The following is a 16374-nucleotide window of genomic DNA, read 5'->3' as shown; positions in this document are numbered from 1 at the left end:
GGTTCAAAGCTCCAGATGCTTGCGGCGGATCTCGTAAAGAGCAACGCCGGTTGCGACCGCAAGGTTGAGGCTGTCGGCCTGGCCCGTCTGCGGAATGCGGATCAGCGTGCCGCAGGCGGTGGCCATGTCGTCTTCCAGGCCCTTCTGCTCATTGCCCATGACCAGCAGTACCGGCTCCTGATAATCGGGTTTGCGGTAGTCGACCGAGCCCTTCAGGTGTGTGGCCGCCACGGTGCCCGGCCAGGATCCGGCAAGCGCCTTGAACTGGTCCTTGGTCAGTTTCGCCAGCGGCACGTGGAACAGGGACCCCATGGTGGCGCGCACGGCTTCGACGGCGAACGGGTCGGTGCAGTCGCCGACCAGCATGACGCCTTTGCCACCGACCGCGTCGACCGTGCGGATGATCGTTCCGAGATTGCCCGGGTCGCGGACCCTGTCGAGGGCCACCCACACGGGGGCACCCGACGGATCGATGTCCTTTGCCTCCAGGATTTGCTGTTCATAGACCCCGACGACCATCTGCGGGTTGTCCTTGCGGGTCATGGCCGACATGACGGCGGTCGAGGCTTCCAGAATGAGCGCGCCCCGCGCCTTGGCCGTGGCCGCGGCCTTCTGGGCCACCGGATTGTCACGGGCTTCCGGGCCGAGCGCGAGATAGCGCACGCCCCAGCCGGCATCGAGCGCGTCGGTCGCCAGTTTCAGACCCTCGGCAACGAACAGACCGGACTGGCTGCGGTGCTTGCGCTGGGCGACGAGGCCCTTGATCTCCTTGACGATCGGATTGGAATGGCTGGTAATCTGCTTGACCGCGCCCTGGCGTTGCTCGCTCATCGGCCGCTCCACCGGGAGAACAGCGACGTCGACAACGCGCGGCCATCGGTATCGTTGCTGCCCTCTTCGCGGATGACCAGTTCACCCGATTCTAGAAGACCTCCCTGAGTGGCGAGCGTTTCGGCCATCAGTTCGTGAATCGCGACGAAACTGGAGCGGATGGCGTAGGCGGTCAGGATCATGAACAGCGCATCGCCCGAGAGCAGCTTCTGCAGATCGGCCAGCATGCCGGGCAGACTGGTATAGAGATCCCATACCTCGCCCTTGGGACCGCGTCCGTATTTGGGCGGGTCGAGGATGATGCCGTCATAGGTGTTGCCGCGCCGGACCTCGCGGGCGACGAATTTGCCGGCGTCCTCGCAGATCCACCGGATCGGCAGATCTTCCAGGCCGGACAGGGCCTGGTTTTCCCGAGCAAAGCCGATGGCCTTTTTCGACGCGTCGACATGGGTGACCTGCGCGCCTTCCGCTGCCGGCAGCAGCGACGCCAGGCCGGTATAGCCAAACAGGTTCAGGATCTTCAAAGGCCTGTCGGGCGCGCGGGCGCGTTCAGCGCGGATTTTGCCGTTGACCCAGTCCCAGTGCGCTGCCTGTTCGGGAAAGACGCCGACGTGGCGGAACGACATGAAACGGCCGTTGTAGCGCACGGGGCCGTAGTTCATCGGCCAGGTCTCCGGCACATCGCCGGAGAATTTCCAGCGGCCGGGCCCTTCCTCTTCGGTGTCCCCGGAAAAGACCGCGTCGGCGCGTGTCCAGACACTTTCCTTCAGCCGGCGGCTGCCCATGGCCTGCGGTTCCGGCCGCACGATCATGAACCGGCCATAGCGTTCGAGCTTCTGCCCCGCGCCCATGTCGAGCAGCCGGTAGTCCTTCCAGCCCGCGGTTTCCAGAATCACCGGCAAGGTCTGCACCGGGGGCCGGCCCGAAGGAGCAAAGGAAGAGGCGTTGGTCTGATCCGCCACGTGTGTCTCTCGTCAATCTTGGTGTTGAGCCACATCACCTAGTCGGCAAGCACGCCAAGGTCAACTTTTTGCGGTGTCGCCAAAGAAAAAGGGCGGGGCGCCGAAGCTTCCCCGCCCTTGGCCGGCAGTGAAATGAGGTCAGGCGGCGGCAACCTCGGAGAGGAATTGCTCGACTTCCCGTTTCAGTTCCTGGGTCTTGTCGGTCAGCTCGCCGGACGCCGACAGCACCATGTCCGCGGAGGACGAGGTCTGGTCGACGGCCTGGGAGAGCTGGCCCATGGAGGCGGACACGGCCCCGGTGCCTTCAGCCGCCCGCTGGACGTTCTGCGAGATTTCCGCGGTCGCGGCGCCCTGCTGCTCCACGGCGGAGGCAATGGCGGCCGTGTAGCTGTTGACCTCTGTCATGGTCTCGGTGATTTCGCCGATCGCGACAACGCTGTCCGCGGTGGCGTTCTGGATTTCGGTGATCTGGGAACCGATTTCCTCCGTTGCCCGGGACGTCTGGGTGGCCAGCTCCTTCACTTCCGCAGCGACGACCGCGAAGCCCTTGCCGGCATCTCCGGCCCGTGCGGCCTCGATGGTGGCGTTCAGGGCGAGCAGGTTGGTCTGTTCCGCGATTGCCTGGATGAGCGTGACCACCTGGCCGATCTTGGTCGCAGCCTGCGCCAGGCCCTCGACCTTCTGGTTGGTCTCCCGCGTGCCGGTGGTGGCCCGGTCGACGATTTCCGTGGTCTGGGCGACCTGGCGCGAAATCTCGCCGATTGAAGCGGACAGCTCCTCCGCGGCGCTGGCTACAGTCTGGACATTGTGGGTGGTGTCGTCGGAGGACACCCGTGTTTCGCTTGCATAACCGGCGCTGTCGCGCGCAATTTCCGTCAGCGCCTGGGCGGTGCTGTCGAGGCCGCCCGCCGTTGCTTCGACGGAGCCCAGTGCCGCTTCCGCCGTGGACCGGAAGGACAGGATCATCGCGTCGATGCGTTCCTGGCGCTCCTGTCGTGCGGCTTCCTCCTGGGTGCTGTGCTCCTGCAGTTGCGCCCGCTCGATCGCGTTGTCGCGGAACACCTGCACTGTGCGGCTCATGGCGCCGATTTCATCCCCGCGGTGGATGCCCGGAATGTCGACTTCATTGTCACCATTGGCAAGGCGGTTCATCACGCCGGTAATTGTGTGTATCGGACGGGTGATTGCCAGATTGAGCACGAATGCCAGTCCGATGCCGCCCAGAATGGCGAGCAGGATGGTCACGGCGATCTGCATTTCCGCACCGCTCGAGGCGGCTTTGGCCGCCCGGGACTGGGCTGCGGAAATCACGGAGATATCCGCGGTGACCTTGTGCGTCAGGCTGTCGAGTTGATCGCGCTTGGCCATCAGCTCCGCCTTCGTGGTCAGCATTTCCTTGAAGGACCGGTCGAGTGAAGCGACGGAAATGGCAATCGCGTTGATGGCATCGGCTGCGCTGGGCAGGGTCTTGGCGTATTGCACCATCTCCGTTTCCAGTCGCGCAAGGCCGGCGACATGCGTTTCCACCTTTGTCGCGTCGGAAGCCCCGAAGGAACCGAACAGGTAAAGCGTCTCCGCGCGCGCGGCCAGGGCCAGTTCATTGAGATTGGTTGCGTGCTGCGCAATCGACTGGATGGTCGCCAGCCGTGTCGAGGCGGTCATTGCGTCCGTCTTGGCTTTTGAAACAACCGGCTGAACCTGGGCCAGAATTTCCTGCGTAAGCGAATTCATGCCGTCGATGGCGGAACCGACCGCGTGGCGGGCTTCATAGGCTTCTGCGAAGCCGAGATCCTTGGTCAGGTTTTCAAGCGCCCCGTCCAGTTCCTTCGCCTTGGAGGCCAGTTGGCTGACGGTCTTGCGATCGATGCCCTCGATCTTCTTGTAGTTCAGTTGCTTGGTCACGCCGACCAGATCGGCAGAGGTTGCGATGGCGTTGGTGAGTTCGTCACCTTCGATGTTTCCGCTGCCCTTCAGGTACAGCATGTGAATCTTGACCACTTCATCCTTCAGCTCGAAAATGCTGCGCTGAAGATTGTTTGTGTCGTCGAGCTGGCTGTTCGCGGCGAAGGCCTCGGCACCGATCTTGGTTTCTTCAGTTTCGACCGCGTCGGAGATGCTCACGGACAGGGCTTCAAGATCGGCTGTGCTCGCCAGCAGGGTTGTCAGCCGCTCGGACTGCTGGCTGGTGTGGTCGACAACCTCCGCAAAGGTTTCCGCGAATTGGGCGACCGCGTCACGGGCGGCCGAAACCTGTTGTACTGCGGCCGTGTCCCCGGCGGCATTGCCGGACAGGACAGCCAGTTCCGCTTCGAGTTTCGCAATCCCGTCTTCCACGGAGGTTCCCAGGGCGTCACCGGGATTGTTCAGATAATCCTCGCGCAACAGTGATGTCGTCTGCACCTGGGCCGCGACCTTGGCGGCCTGGTCCGCAACCACAAATCGCGATGACAGATTGTGAATGGCGAGAAAACCCACCCCGCCCACCAATGCCGTCAACAATAGAACAGCAAAGAAACCACCACCGACCTTGAACCCGAATTTCAGGTCGGTCAGAACATTCAAAATGCGCTTCATGTCATCCCCACACAGCTCGAAGAACCGTATTTTCCTTTTGCGACTATTGCCGATGGCCATGAAGAAGAAGTAAATCGGGAAAATTTAGATTGCTTTGGAAATGTGCAGATCAAGAAAGCTGACCGACACACGAAAGAAAATCGCAAATAAAGATATTATAATGCTGGTCTATCAATTCAGGGTTGCATCGCCAGTTAGACGTGCTGGCCTCCATTGATGTGGATCTCGGCACCGCTGACATAAGAAGACTTGTCGGAGCATAGATAGTAGATCGTATCGGCAACCTCGGCAGGCAGTCCCAGGCGGCGCAAGGGGATGTCTTCTATCATCTTTTCCGTTCCGGGCGAGAGAATGGACGTGTCGATTTCGCCAGGTGCGATGGCATTGACCCGGACGCCGTGGGGGCCGAAATCTGCTGCCATCTCGCGGGTCAGCGAGGCCAGCGCCGCCTTGGACGTGGCATAGGCGGTGCCGGCGAACGGATGAACCCGCATGCCGGCGATCGAGGTCACGTTGACAACCGATCCCCGGGCGTTCTTCAGTTCCCTGAACAGGCCCCGGCCCAAAAGGATCGGGGCGAAGAAATTGACCTGGAACACCGTCCGCCATTCATGCATCGCGGTGGTCAGCGAATCGAGGCGCTCGCCCTCCGGGCCTTTCAGGCTGATGCCGGCATTGTTGACCAGGGCATTCAGCCGGGAGCCGTTCGGTTCCAGCCGCTTGCGGATCTCCTGGACTGCGAAGCCGAGATTTTCCGGATCGGACAGATCCACCTGGATATGGTCTTCGGGGCCCATCGGCCATGGGCACTTGTCGGAGAAGGCGTGACGCGAACAGGTGATCACCCGCCAGCCTTCCGCGGAGAACCGTTTGACGGTCGCATGACCGATCCCGCGGCTGGCCCCGGTCAGCACGAGTGCGGGGCGTTCGTCTGCGTCAGACTTGTCTGTCATGTCGATCCCCAAATATGCGCCGATGGCCCGTAAAAAGTTGACTCTCTTGGTAGAGTTTCGATATTGCGCTGAAAAACAGCTATGACACTATGTCCGCTCATGAGGACTCACGCCGGATCCTGCAATGATCATATGCTCCTGTAACGTTCTGTCTGACAAGCAACTTCGCGAGGCGGCGAAGGAAATGCGCGCGGACCCGAACGGCAAGGTTCCGACCCCGGGAGCGGTTTTCCGGCATCTCGGGTGCCGTCCCCGGTGCGGCGGCTGTTTTTCGTCAGTCATTGACATCATCCATGAAAAAGTTTCTGAACAGACGCAGGATGCAGAATCGACGGCCGTACCGGACAAGCGGGCAGCCGAAGGGTAATTCAGGAGAGGGCCTATGAAGGGTGATCCGCGGGTAGTCGAGTACTTGAACAAGTCGCTGCGGCACGAATTGACGGTGGTCAACCAGTTCTGGGTCCATGCGCGCCTCCTGGCCGACTGGGGATTCGGCAAACTCGCCGCGAAGGAACTGGTCGAAGCCGACGAAGAGCGTCAGCACGCCCAGGAACTGATGGACCGGATCATTTTCCTGGAGGGACTGCCGAACCTGCAGACCCTCGATCCGCTGCGCATCGGCCAGTCCCTGAAAGAGTGCCTGGAAGGCGACCTGGCGGCGGAATATGTGGCGCGTGCGCTCTACAAGGAAGCGCGCGAAGTCTGCCGCGAACTGGGTGATTTCGTTACCATGGCCCTGTTTGAAAGGCTGCTCGGCGACGAGGAAGGTCATATCGACTTCCTCGAAACGCAACTCGGGCTGATCGAACGGATCGGCATCGACAATTACGCGCTGCTTCAGGCGAAATCGGCCGATCAGGCCGAGTAGGCTTCGCAACCGTTTTCAGATGACACGCCGTTCCGGCCAGTTTTCTCGGCCAGTTTTCTCGGCCAGTCTTCCCGGTCAGCCTTGCAACAGACCCCGGCTCAGGGCCGGGACGGCGCACTGCTCCGGCAGGTTTCCAACCGGTGAACCATGCCCCCGCCGGTTGTTTCGGCGTCTTCCTCATCATGAGTGACCAGCAGTACCGGCAGGCCCTTGCGCCGCGCCGCATCGAAGACCAGCGCCCGGATATCGGCCCTGCGGGCCTTGTCCAGGCTTGAGAACGGCTCGTCGAGCAGCAGGGCCTTCGGCTCCGAGAGCAGATTGCGCATCAACGCAACGCGCGTCTGCTGCCCGCCGGAAAGGGTTGCCGGGTCACGGCTGCCGAACCCGGCAAGACCGACGTCCTCCAGGGCCTGTTCGGCGAGATCGAGCCGCGCGGATCGCTTCCGCACATCCGCCGGGATCGCGAACATCAGGTTCTGGAGCACGCTCATGTGCGGAAACAGCAGCGGGCTCTGGAACATCAGGCCGATGTGCCGGTCCTGCGCCGGCCGGTCGGTCAGGTCCCGGCCATTCAGGAACACGCGACCGGCTGACTGGAAGTCCCGCCGCAGGAAACCGGCGATGAAATCCAGCAGGCTCGACTTGCCGCTGCCGCTCTCGCCCATGATGGTGAGGATGTCGCCTGGCGCGATCCGGCAGTCGATCTCCACGAGCGGTGCCCCGTTCAGGTGGAGACGCACCTTGTCGAGAACGAGACCGGACGCATCTGCTGGCGTGTTCATGGCGGTCATCCTCTTTCCAGCCGCATGGCGACCCTGTTCCGGTGAACCAGCGCGGGCACCAGCGCAGCCAGCACGAAGCCGCCGAGCGGGATCAGGAGCTGCAACAGTGCATACAGGGCGGCGGCCTGCCTGCTGCCGCCGCTTGCCAGTGCAACGCTTTCGGTCGTGACCGTCACGATCCGCCCGGCGCCGATCATCAGGGTCGGCAGGTATTGGCCCACGGAGACGGCGGCGGCGACCGCGAAGGTCACGAGAACGGGCCGCAGCAGCAGGGGCAGGCGGATCCGCCAGAAGATCCGGGCCCGCGAAGCGCCCAGGGAGGCGGCCGCCTTGCCATAGCGCGGATCGAGACGGGCCCAGGGATCACTCAGGGCGAGCACCGCGTAGGGCAGGACGAACACCAGATGGGCCAGCAGGACCGCCGCAAAGGTCCCGGTCAGTCCGGCGTGGAGAAACAGCATCTGCAGGCCGAACAGAAAGCCGATCTGTGGCAGAAGAAGCGGCAGGAAAACGAGAGCCTTCAGTCTGGCGCTAGTGGTCCGGCCGGCGGCATCACGTGCCTCCAGAAGCCAGAGCGTTACGGCCGTTGCAACGCCCGCGGCCGAGACGGCGAGGGCAAGGGTTGCCCACAGGGCCGGGGCGCCCATGACGGCCATGTCCGCGAACCGCATCACATCCAGGTGTTGCGGAAGCGCCGCGGGAAACCACCACGAGCGCGCCAGGCTCCACAGGCCCAGAAGGACCAGCGAAAGACCCATCGCGGCGATGACGGCCAGCATGACAAACAAACCGGCGAGCCGGCCGGAGGTGTCGTGCGCATGCCGGTGCCCGCTGGAAAGCCGGCTGCGCAGGAGACGGACCGTGAGCCGCTCAAGTCCCAGATAGGCCAGCAGTGCGGCCGTCGTGACGGCCAGTTGCAGCAGGGCGCCCGCGGAGGCCATCAGCCGGCGCGACAGGTCTGGATCGTTCATCCAGCCCACCAGCCGTGGCGCGAGCGGGGAGGGTGTCGCCGGACCGAGGATTTCGGCCACGTCGACCACCGATGTCGCGTAGGCGATGACGGCGAGCATGGGCAACCGGATCAGCGGATAGATCTGCGGCAGGATCAGCTTGAAGAATGTGGCGAGCCGGCCATAGCCGAGGCTCGCGCCGGCCCGGTAGGTGTCATGGATATGCGGCCGGTTGAGCGCGGCCAGGGTCATCAGGAACAGGAACGGCACTTCCTTGGCCACGAGGCCGAGTGTCATGGCGACGCCGAAGGGGTCGTTCAGTATCAGCACGTCCGGCGGGCGCGTCCAGCCGGTGGCCCAGGGGGATGCGAGGCGCACCAGAAACCCCGACGGGGCGATCAGGAACGCCAGACCGATTGCGGCGGCCGCATGGGGCACCGAAAGCAGCGGCGACAGGAACCGGGCAAGCCGGCGGAAGGTGCGCGTGCCCGACCAGCCGGCGGTAAAGACCAGCACGATCGCCAACGAGGCAAGCGAGGCGGCAAGGCCCGTGGAAAAGCTGAGCGCGGCGGACCTGGCCAGACCCGGCGTCTCGAACAGCCGCCGCATCGGCTCCAGCGACACCGTCTCGTGACCAAGGACCGGCAGATACCCGAAAGCGGGCAGCGCGGTTCCGGCCAGGCCGGCCAGAACCGGTCCCCCCAGCAACGCGATGACCAACAGGGTCGGAACGTCCACGATCCGTTTCTGCCGGATGGTCAAGGTTCCTGTCCGCCTAGTTGGCGCCGTAGCGGGCGATCCAGGCTTTTTCCAGGGCGCTGACCCAGCTTGGATGCGGCTCGGGCAGGACCGGACCGAGGTCTTCCGGTGTCAGCGTTGCGGGGCCGAGGTCCAGCGCCTCGAACAGCGCCTTCTCGCGGCCGGGCAGGGCGGCGACATTCAGCACGGTCGGATCGCCCCAGAACTCAGGATCCTGCTTGCGCGACTGGGCCTCCGGCGACAGCAGGTAGTTGGCGAACACCCGGGCGCCGGCCGTGCTGGAGCTGTTGAAGGGGATTGCGACGAAGTGGGTATTGCCGATGGTGCCGCCGTCCAGAACGAAGCTGCGCACACTGGGCGGCAGCTCGCCGTTGGCGATCGCGCCGGACGCGTCCCCGGGATTGAAGGAAAAGGCGATGTCGAGGGCTCCGTCGGCCAGGAGCTGGCGCATGTGGGCCGCGTTCTTCGGAAAGGCATTGCCCTGCCGCCACATCAGGTCATGGAGTTCGTCCAGGTAGGCAAACACGGGCGCGCTCAGATCCGCGAACCGTGCCGTGTCGACCGGCCTCGACAAGGCGTCCCTGTCTTCGACCGTGTCGACGAGGATCTGTTTCAGGAAGGTCGTGCCATAGAAGTTCGGCGGCTGCGGGTAGGAGAACCGTCCGGGGTTGTCCCTGGCATGGGCCAGCAACGCCTCCAGACTGGCCGGCGGGGTGTCGAGGCGCGCGCTGTCATACATGAACACCAGCTTGGCCATGCCCCAGGGACTTTCCTGGCCGTCCGTCGGCACGGTGAAGTCCACCTTTACGGTCGGTTTGTTCTCGATATCGACATGGCGCCAGTTGGGCAGGGTCTCCGCCCAGCCCGGCCCCGCGAGCAGGCCCTGTGATTTCATGGCAGCGAAGTTCTCGCCGTTGATCCAGATGAGATCCACGGCGCCGCCGGACGATTTCGCGACGGATTTCTCAGCCAGAACCTGGGAGACGACAGTCGCCGTGTCGCTGACCTTGACGTGGATGACGCGGACGCCGAAGTCGCGGACGACCTCGCGGGCAGCCCAGCCGATATAGGCATTGATGCGCGGTTCGCCGCCCCAGGCATGAAAATAGACGGTCTGTCCCCTGGCCTCGCGAAGCACGTCCTGCCATTTCGAATCCCCGGCCGGCGCCGTCTCCTGCGCCGCAACAGGCAACAGCAACGTCGCGAGCAGGCCGAGAGTGACAGCAAGAAGTCGGGTCATTGAATTGTCCTCAGGTTCCGGAGCGAAGGCGCACCCGTTCCCTCGCGCAGGCCGCATGGCACGGTCAAGACAAGGCTTTGTGAACTGCCCTCACACCTACACCGGCAGGATGTGGGTGTCCTTGATTTCTTCCATGACCGCGTAGGTATGGGTCCCGCGGACACCGGGAAGAGCCAGCACGACATCGGACAGAAACGCCCGGTAGGCTTCCATGTCCTGCACCCGGCTCTTGATCAGGTAGTCGAACCCGCCGGCCACCATGTGGCATTCCAGAATGTCCGGTGACCGTTCGACGGCGGTCTTGAAGGCGTCGAAGATCTCCGGAGACGTCCGCTCCAGCCGTATCTCGATGAAGACCAGCAGGCCGCGCCCGACCTTTCCGGGGTTAAGGCTCGCGGAGAAATGTTCGATGTAGCCGTCCCGGACCAGGCGCTTCATCCGCTCGGCGGTCGCGGTTGCCGACAGGCTGATCCGTTCGGACAGGTCGGTGTTGGTAATCCGGCCGTCTTCCTGAAGAACCTTCAGAATGCGCCGGTCAAGTCCGTCAAGCATAGTGAAAAAGCTTTCTGATATTCAATTTGAAAGAGGATTACGCTAAAAAATATCTGAAATACAGCGATATCACACCATGAATATCGAATATTCTAGGGAAATCTGATGACCGGGCCCCAGGCCCATCGGGAGACCCCCATGACCGCGACCACCGCTGCCAGAACGACGATTGAACAGACCGACCTCGAGCCGTTCCGCGCGGCCTATGCCCCCGGCGACAAACCGCTTGTGGACGCGCTGCTTAAGGAAGCCGCCGGCGATGTCGTGGTGGAAAAGCTGATCGACCAGCGGGCCCGCGGCTACATCGACGACATGCGCTCGGTTCAGGTGGGGCTGGGCGGTGTCGAGGATTTCATGCGCGAGTTCGGCCTGACCACACGTGAAGGTCTGGCGATGATGGTTCTGGCCGAAGCGCTGCTGCGCGTGCCCGATGCCCAGACGGCGGACAGGCTGATCGAGGACAAGCTGGCGGCGGCCAGGTTCGACGATCCGTCCGGACCCAAGTCGGACACCTGGCTGGTGTCCGCCTCGTCCTGGGCGCTGGGCGTGACTTCCCGCCTGCTGCATCCCGGGGACACGCCGCAAAGCATCCTGTCGAGCCTGGTCAGGCGCATGGGCATGCCGACGGTCCGGGTTGCCACCCGCAAGGCGATGCAATTGCTCGGCCATCAGTTCGTGCTCGGCGAAACCATTCACAAGGCGCTGGAACGCGCGAAGACCCAGGAAACCAAAGGCTACCGGTATTCCTATGACATGCTTGGAGAAGGCGCCCGCACGGCAAGGGATGCCGAGCGCTATTTCCGGTCCTATGCCGATGCCATCGAGGCGATCGGCAAGGCCGCCGGCGACAGGCCCTTGCCGGACCGGCCTGGTATCTCGGTCAAACTGTCCGCACTGCATGCTCGCTACGAGGCGGTCAATGGCGAGCGGGTGCGCGACGAGCTGTTGCCGAAGCTGCGCGAACTCGTCCGGATGGCCAGGGACCGCAATCTCAATTTCACCATCGATGCCGAGGAAGCCGACCGGCTCGAGATTTCGCTGGACGTGATTGCAGCGCTGCTGTCGGATCCGGTGACCGAGGGCTGGGACGGCTTCGGGCTTGCGGTCCAAGCCTATCAGAAGCGCAGCATACACGTGATTGACTGGCTCGTCGGGGCCGCCCGCAAGACAGGACGCAAGCTGATGGTGCGTCTCGTCAAGGGCGCTTACTGGGACACGGAAATCAAGCATGCCCAGGAAAACGGCGCGCACGCCTATCCGGTGTTCACCCGCAAGGCCGCAACGGACCTGTCCTATCTGTGCTGCGCCAAGCGCATGCTGGCCGCGCGCGACGTGCTCTATCCGCAATTCGCCACCCACAACGCCCTGACCATTGCCCAGATCATCGAACTGTCCGGCGGCAAGGCGGAGGGCTACGAATTCCAGCGTCTCCACGGCATGGGCGAAAGTCTCTACAAGGCCGTTTGTGAGCGCGACGGATTTCCGTGCCGGATCTACGCGCCGGTTGGCGGCCACAAGGACCTTCTGGCCTATCTGGTCCGCCGCCTTCTGGAAAATGGCGCCAATTCCTCTTTCGTGACCATTGTCGGCGATGCCTCCGTGCCGGTCGAGGCCTTGCTCAAGCGGCCGCAGGAACTGCTCGACAACGGCCACCACGCGACAAACCGGTCGATCCCGTTGCCGCGGGACCTGTACGGGGCCAGCCGCAGCAATTCTGCGGGTGTCGAGTTCGGATGGGCCGCTGAACGCAATCTTCTGGTCAGTGGCATGGAAAAGGCGGTGGCCCCGTTCACCGAGGCCGGACCGCTCGGCAAGGGCCTGAGCGCTTCCGGCGATGCCCATCCGGTGTTCGCCCCCATGGACGGCAGCACGAAAGCCGGCACCGTCCGCTTTGCCGACAAGGAGACGGCGCGCAAGGCGATCGACAATGCGCGCAAGGGGTTCGAGACCTGGTCCCGCAGGCCCGTCGAGGAACGGGCCGCCGCGCTGGACAAGCTCGGCGATCTTCTGGAGGAGAATCGGGACAGGCTGATGACGATCCTGGCCATCGAGGCCGGCAAGTGCCTGACGGACGGGATCGCCGAAATTCGCGAAGCGGTCGACTTCTGCCGCTTTTACGCCAGCGAGGCCCGCACGCAGTTCGGCGAAGGCCGGCTGATGCCGGGCCCGACCGGCGAGGAGAACCGCTACCGCCATCGGGGCCGCGGCGTGTTCGTGTGCATTTCGCCCTGGAACTTCCCGCTGGCGATTTTCCTCGGCCAGATCAGCGCGGCGCTGCTCGCGGGCAATGCGGTCGTTGCCAAGCCGGCCGAACAGACGCCCCTGATCGCCTATGAAGCGGCGAAGCTGATGTATGCGGCAGGTGTTCCCGAGGACGCCTTCTACCTGGTCCCGGGAGAAGGCGACATCGGCGCGACGCTGACCTCTCATCCGGCGGTCGCCGGTGTGGCCTTCACCGGCTCCACCGAAACCGCCTGGGCAATCAACGGCACGCTTGCGGCCAAACGCGGCCCGATCGTGCCGCTGATTGCCGAGACCGGCGGCATCAACGCCATGCTCGTCGACGCGACCGCATTGCCGGAGCAGGTCTGCGACGACGTCATGATGTCCGCCTTCCGCTCGGCCGGCCAGCGCTGCTCGGCCTTGCGCCTGCTCTATGTCCAGGAGGATGTCGCCGACACACTCCTGACGATGCTGGAAGGCGCCGCGATGGAACTGGCGCTCGGCGATCCGCGTCTGCCGGCAACCGACATCGGCCCGGTGATCGACGAGGAGGCCCGCGACGGCATTCTCTCTCATGTCGACGACATGAGGGAAAGCCAGACGCTGCGCTATGCGGGCAGAACACCGCAAGGCAAACTCGCCAACGGCTCCTGGGTCGCGCCGCACATCGTCGAACTGGACAGCGCCGGGGCATTGACCCGTGAGGTGTTCGGTCCTGTCCTGCATGTGGTCCGTTACAAGGCGAAAGACCTCGACAAGGTGCTCGACGAGATCGATGCCACCGGCTACGGCCTGACCCTCGGCGTGCACAGCCGCATCGACGCGACGGTGAAGCGGGTGGTCGACCGGCTTTCCGTCGGCAATGTCTATGTCAACCGCAACACCATCGGCGCGGTGGTCGGCACCCAGCCCTTCGGCGGCTCGGGCCTCTCCGGCACCGGCCCCAAGGCGGGCGGCCCGGCCTATCTGACCCGGTTCGCGCTGGAACAGGTGGTCTCGATCAACACCGCCGCCGCCGGCGGCAACGCCAGCCTGGTGGCCGCGTCGGACGATTGACGGGTGACGTTTGCGTAGATTTTGTAGAGCTTCGCCTTTGGGCTGACGTGATAGCCGTGCATTCGGCCTGGTCCCCTTCCCCCTTGTGGGGAAGGGTCAGGGAAGGGGGTAAACGGCGAAGCCGTATCGGAACCAGTGCCCCGGTATCAACTGCCCCGCGGCTTCACCCGCCGTGTCGCCTCGGCAACGGTCGGATCGTCCGGCCAGGGGTGCCTGGGGTAGCGTCCCTTCATGTCCGCCTTCACGTCCGCCCAGGACCCGGCCCAGAAGCCCGGCAGGTCGCGGGTAATCTGGATTGGCCGTTGCGCCGGAGAAAGCAGCTCCAGGATCAGCGGCAACCTGCCGCCGCACACGCTCGGATGCTGGTTCAGGCCGAACAGTTCCTGCACACGGATCGACAGCGTCGGCCCGGCGGCGGCGCCATAGTCGATCGGCACCCGGCTGCCGGTCGGCGCCGTGAAATGAGACGGGGCCAGCGCATCCAGCCTGGCTGCGGCGTCGTAGGGAAGGAGCGCCGAAAGCGCAGTGCCGAGAACGGCGGCATCGATGGCACCCAAACCGGTACAGCCCGCCAGATACGGCTGCAGCCAGGTTTCAAGGCTTTCGCTCAAGGCGGCGTCCGACAGGTCGGGCAGGTCTTCTGCGCCATTTTCGCGTGCGTAGGCGACCCGTTTCTTCAGACGTTTCTGGTCCTTGTTCCAGTCCAGCCGGGCTATGCCGCGGCGGCGGATTTCCGCAATCAGGGCGCGTTCGACAGCGTCCGGGTCCGCTGACTGGATTTGCCTCGAATTCAGCTCGACCGCCTTGTAGCGCCTGACGCGGCGCGCCTTCAGCGCGCCGTCGCCGCTCACGTGGACCACGTCCTGTTCGATGATGTCGGCGGCAAACAGATCTTCAATGTCGTCCTTCGATATTGGCGCGCAGAGCTGGATGCGGCCGCTGGCCGCCTTGCCCTGAATGTCGGCGACCGTCAGGAACGGCTCGCGCGCCAGCCCGTGCTCCGGTTCCAGCTCGGCGCCTCGGCCGTTGGCAAGGCGGAACCGGCCGGTCTGGCCGCGCTGTTGCGCGACCCTGTCCGGATAGGCCAGAGCCAGCAGCGCACCGGCGCTTTCCATGTCGATGCCCGATCCCGAGCCGCCGGCCTGTTTCAGCCAGCGATCCGCGAGCAGCCGGCCGTCCTTCGCCCGCTGGCTGGTGTCGTGCCGGAGAGCCTGGAGACGCGCGCGCAGGTCCGGATCACGGCCGCCGAGGCCGGGTTCGGACAGGATCAGCGCGATCAAGGCGGCTGTGCGGCCGAGCCCCTGCGCGTTTGCCTCGATCACCATGTGGGCCAGGCGCGGATGCAGCGGCAATCTTGCCAGCGCCTTGCCGGCATCCGTCAGCCGGCCGGAGCTGTCGATCGCGTGCAGATCCTGGAGCAACGCGCTGGCTTCCCGCCAGGCGGCCTGCGGCGGCGGATCGGCGAAGGCGAGATCCGCGGGATCGAACGTGCCCCAGGCGGCCAGGTCCAGAACCAGCCCGGTCAGGTCCGCTTCCAGAATCTCCGGGGCCTCGGCGCGGGGCAGGGCGGCGGTCTGGGCTTCGGTCCAGAGCCGGTAGCAGACGCCGGGTTCCGTCCGGCCCGCGCGGCCCCGGCGCTGGTCCGCGGACGCGCGCGAGACACGCACGGTTTCCAGCCGGGTAAGGCCTGTCTGCGGCTCGAATTTCGGCACGCGGGCCAGGCCGCTATCGATGACGACCCGGACCCCCTCGATGGTCAGGGAGGTCTGCGCGATGGCACTGGCAAGTACGATCTTGCGTTGTCCCGCCGCGGCCGGCCGGATGGCGGCGTCCTGCATTTTCGCGTCGAGCCCGCCGTAAAGCGGCGCGATCCGGCAATTGGCGGGAAGCTTGCCGTCCAGCAGACCCGCGGTGCGCCGGATTTCCCCTTGTCCGGGAAGGAACACCAGAACCGACCCGGTGTCTTCGTTCACCGCCTGAGAGATGGCCCGGACGACTTGCGCCTCGATCCGCTCGGTGGCGTTGCGGCCCAGATACCGGGTGTCGACGGGAAAGCTGCGGCCCCTGCTTTCAATCACGGGGGCATCGCCGAGCAGCCTGGAAATTCCGGCCGCGTCAAGGGTGGCGGACATCGGAACAAGGCGCAGGTCGTCGCGCAGGGCCGACTGGACGTCGAGCGCGAGCGCCAGACCCAAATCGCCGTCGAGCGAACGCTCGTGGAATTCGTCGAACAGGACGGCGGCAACGCCGGTCAGTTCCGGATCGTCGAGTATCAACCGGGTGAAGACACCCTCGGTGATCACCTCGATCCGGGTCCGCGCGCTGACCTTCGTGTCCATGCGCACCCGGTAGCCGACGGTCTCTCCGGGCTTTTCGCCGAGGTCGCCGGCCATGCGCCTGGCGGCGGCCCTGGCGGCCAGGCGCCGCGGTTCCAGAACAAGGATCTTGCCGTCGCCGCGCCAGGACGCGTTCAACAGCGCCAGCGGCACCCGGGTGGTCTTGCCGGCTCCGGGCTCGGCCACCAGCACCGCATTGACCCTTGTGTCGAGCGTTTCCAGAAGTTCCGGCAGGACACCGTCTATCGGAAGCGGGGATCCAAAGGTCGGCACGGTGGTCATGGACGC

General features: G+C 64.6%; 12 protein-coding genes. 3 read left to right on the top strand and 9 right to left on the bottom strand.

The window, feature by feature from the left end:
• Nucleotides 1–3: 3 nt before the first annotated feature.
• The 4 genes from WNZ15_RS02265 to WNZ15_RS02250 all read right to left on the bottom strand — a co-directional run bounded on the left by WNZ15_RS02265 (nucleotide 4) and on the right by WNZ15_RS02250 (nucleotide 5320).
• Nucleotides 4–831 (bottom strand): RNA methyltransferase, encoded by an 828-nt coding sequence (locus WNZ15_RS02265; RefSeq protein ID WP_342891307.1) that lies wholly within the window; start codon nucleotides 829–831, stop codon nucleotides 4–6.
• Nucleotides 828–1793, bottom strand: coding sequence for a class I SAM-dependent methyltransferase (locus tag WNZ15_RS02260; protein WP_342891306.1), 966 nt, complete (start codon nucleotides 1791–1793; stop codon nucleotides 828–830). Before WNZ15_RS02260 ends, WNZ15_RS02265 begins: the two co-directional genes overlap by 4 nt.
• 138 nt (nucleotides 1794–1931) lie before the next feature.
• Nucleotides 1932–4367, bottom strand: a complete 2436-nt coding sequence (locus tag WNZ15_RS02255) for a methyl-accepting chemotaxis protein (protein ID WP_342891305.1) — start codon at nucleotides 4365–4367, stop codon at nucleotides 1932–1934.
• A 194-nt stretch (nucleotides 4368–4561) separates the two neighbouring features.
• Nucleotides 4562–5320, bottom strand: coding sequence for an SDR family oxidoreductase (locus tag WNZ15_RS02250; RefSeq protein ID WP_342891304.1), 759 nt, complete (start codon nucleotides 5318–5320; stop codon nucleotides 4562–4564).
• Between the two features lie 124 nt (nucleotides 5321–5444).
• Here WNZ15_RS02250 and WNZ15_RS02245 point away from each other — a divergent pair, with 124 nt between their 5' ends.
• The gene (locus WNZ15_RS02245) at nucleotides 5445–5687 is read left to right on the top strand and encodes a (2Fe-2S)-binding protein (RefSeq protein ID WP_342891303.1); all 243 of its coding nucleotides are present in this window, start codon (nucleotides 5445–5447) and stop codon (nucleotides 5685–5687) included.
• Nucleotides 5688–5702: 15 nt separating this feature from the next.
• A complete protein-coding gene (gene bfr / locus WNZ15_RS02240) occupies nucleotides 5703–6188 on the top strand; it encodes a bacterioferritin (protein WP_342891302.1) in 486 nt (161 codons plus the stop codon).
• A 98-nt stretch (nucleotides 6189–6286) separates the two neighbouring features.
• Here the strand turns inward: bfr and WNZ15_RS02235 are convergent, their stop codons facing one another.
• The 4 genes from WNZ15_RS02235 to WNZ15_RS02220 form a co-directional block, all read right to left on the bottom strand.
• Nucleotides 6287–6970 carry an ATP-binding cassette domain-containing protein gene (locus WNZ15_RS02235; protein ID WP_342891301.1) on the bottom strand — a complete coding sequence of 228 codons (684 nt, stop codon included), beginning with the start codon at nucleotides 6968–6970 and terminating at the stop codon, nucleotides 6287–6289.
• A 5-nt stretch (nucleotides 6971–6975) separates the two neighbouring features.
• Entirely contained in the window at nucleotides 6976–8682 is a 1707-nt protein-coding gene (locus tag WNZ15_RS02230) for an ABC transporter permease subunit (protein ID WP_342891300.1), read from the bottom strand.
• Nucleotides 8683–8695: 13 nt separating this feature from the next.
• Complete coding sequence (locus WNZ15_RS02225) at nucleotides 8696–9919, bottom strand: ABC transporter substrate-binding protein (protein WP_342891299.1); 1224 nt, start codon at nucleotides 9917–9919, stop codon at nucleotides 8696–8698.
• 96 nt (nucleotides 9920–10015) lie between these two features.
• Nucleotides 10016–10471: an Lrp/AsnC ligand binding domain-containing protein gene (locus WNZ15_RS02220; protein WP_342891298.1), complete on the bottom strand. Its 456-nt coding sequence runs from the start codon at nucleotides 10469–10471 to the stop codon at nucleotides 10016–10018.
• Between the two features lie 138 nt (nucleotides 10472–10609).
• Between WNZ15_RS02220 and putA the strand changes: the two genes are divergently transcribed.
• Complete coding sequence (gene putA, locus WNZ15_RS02215; RefSeq protein ID WP_342891297.1) at nucleotides 10610–13750, top strand: bifunctional proline dehydrogenase/L-glutamate gamma-semialdehyde dehydrogenase PutA; 3141 nt, start codon at nucleotides 10610–10612, stop codon at nucleotides 13748–13750.
• A gap of 146 nt (nucleotides 13751–13896) precedes the next feature.
• Here putA and hrpB read toward each other — a convergent pair whose 3' ends face one another.
• Nucleotides 13897–16368 carry an ATP-dependent helicase HrpB gene (gene hrpB, locus WNZ15_RS02210; protein ID WP_342891296.1) on the bottom strand — a complete coding sequence of 824 codons (2472 nt, stop codon included), beginning with the start codon at nucleotides 16366–16368 and terminating at the stop codon, nucleotides 13897–13899.
• Nucleotides 16369–16374 lie beyond the last annotated feature (6 nt).

This window comes from Roseibium sp. AS2, assembly GCF_038900065.1.
Classification (GTDB): domain Bacteria; phylum Pseudomonadota; class Alphaproteobacteria; order Rhizobiales; family Stappiaceae; genus Roseibium.
The sequence above is the reverse complement of the archived record's forward strand: the minus strand, read 5'-3'. Positions and strand labels throughout refer to the sequence as shown.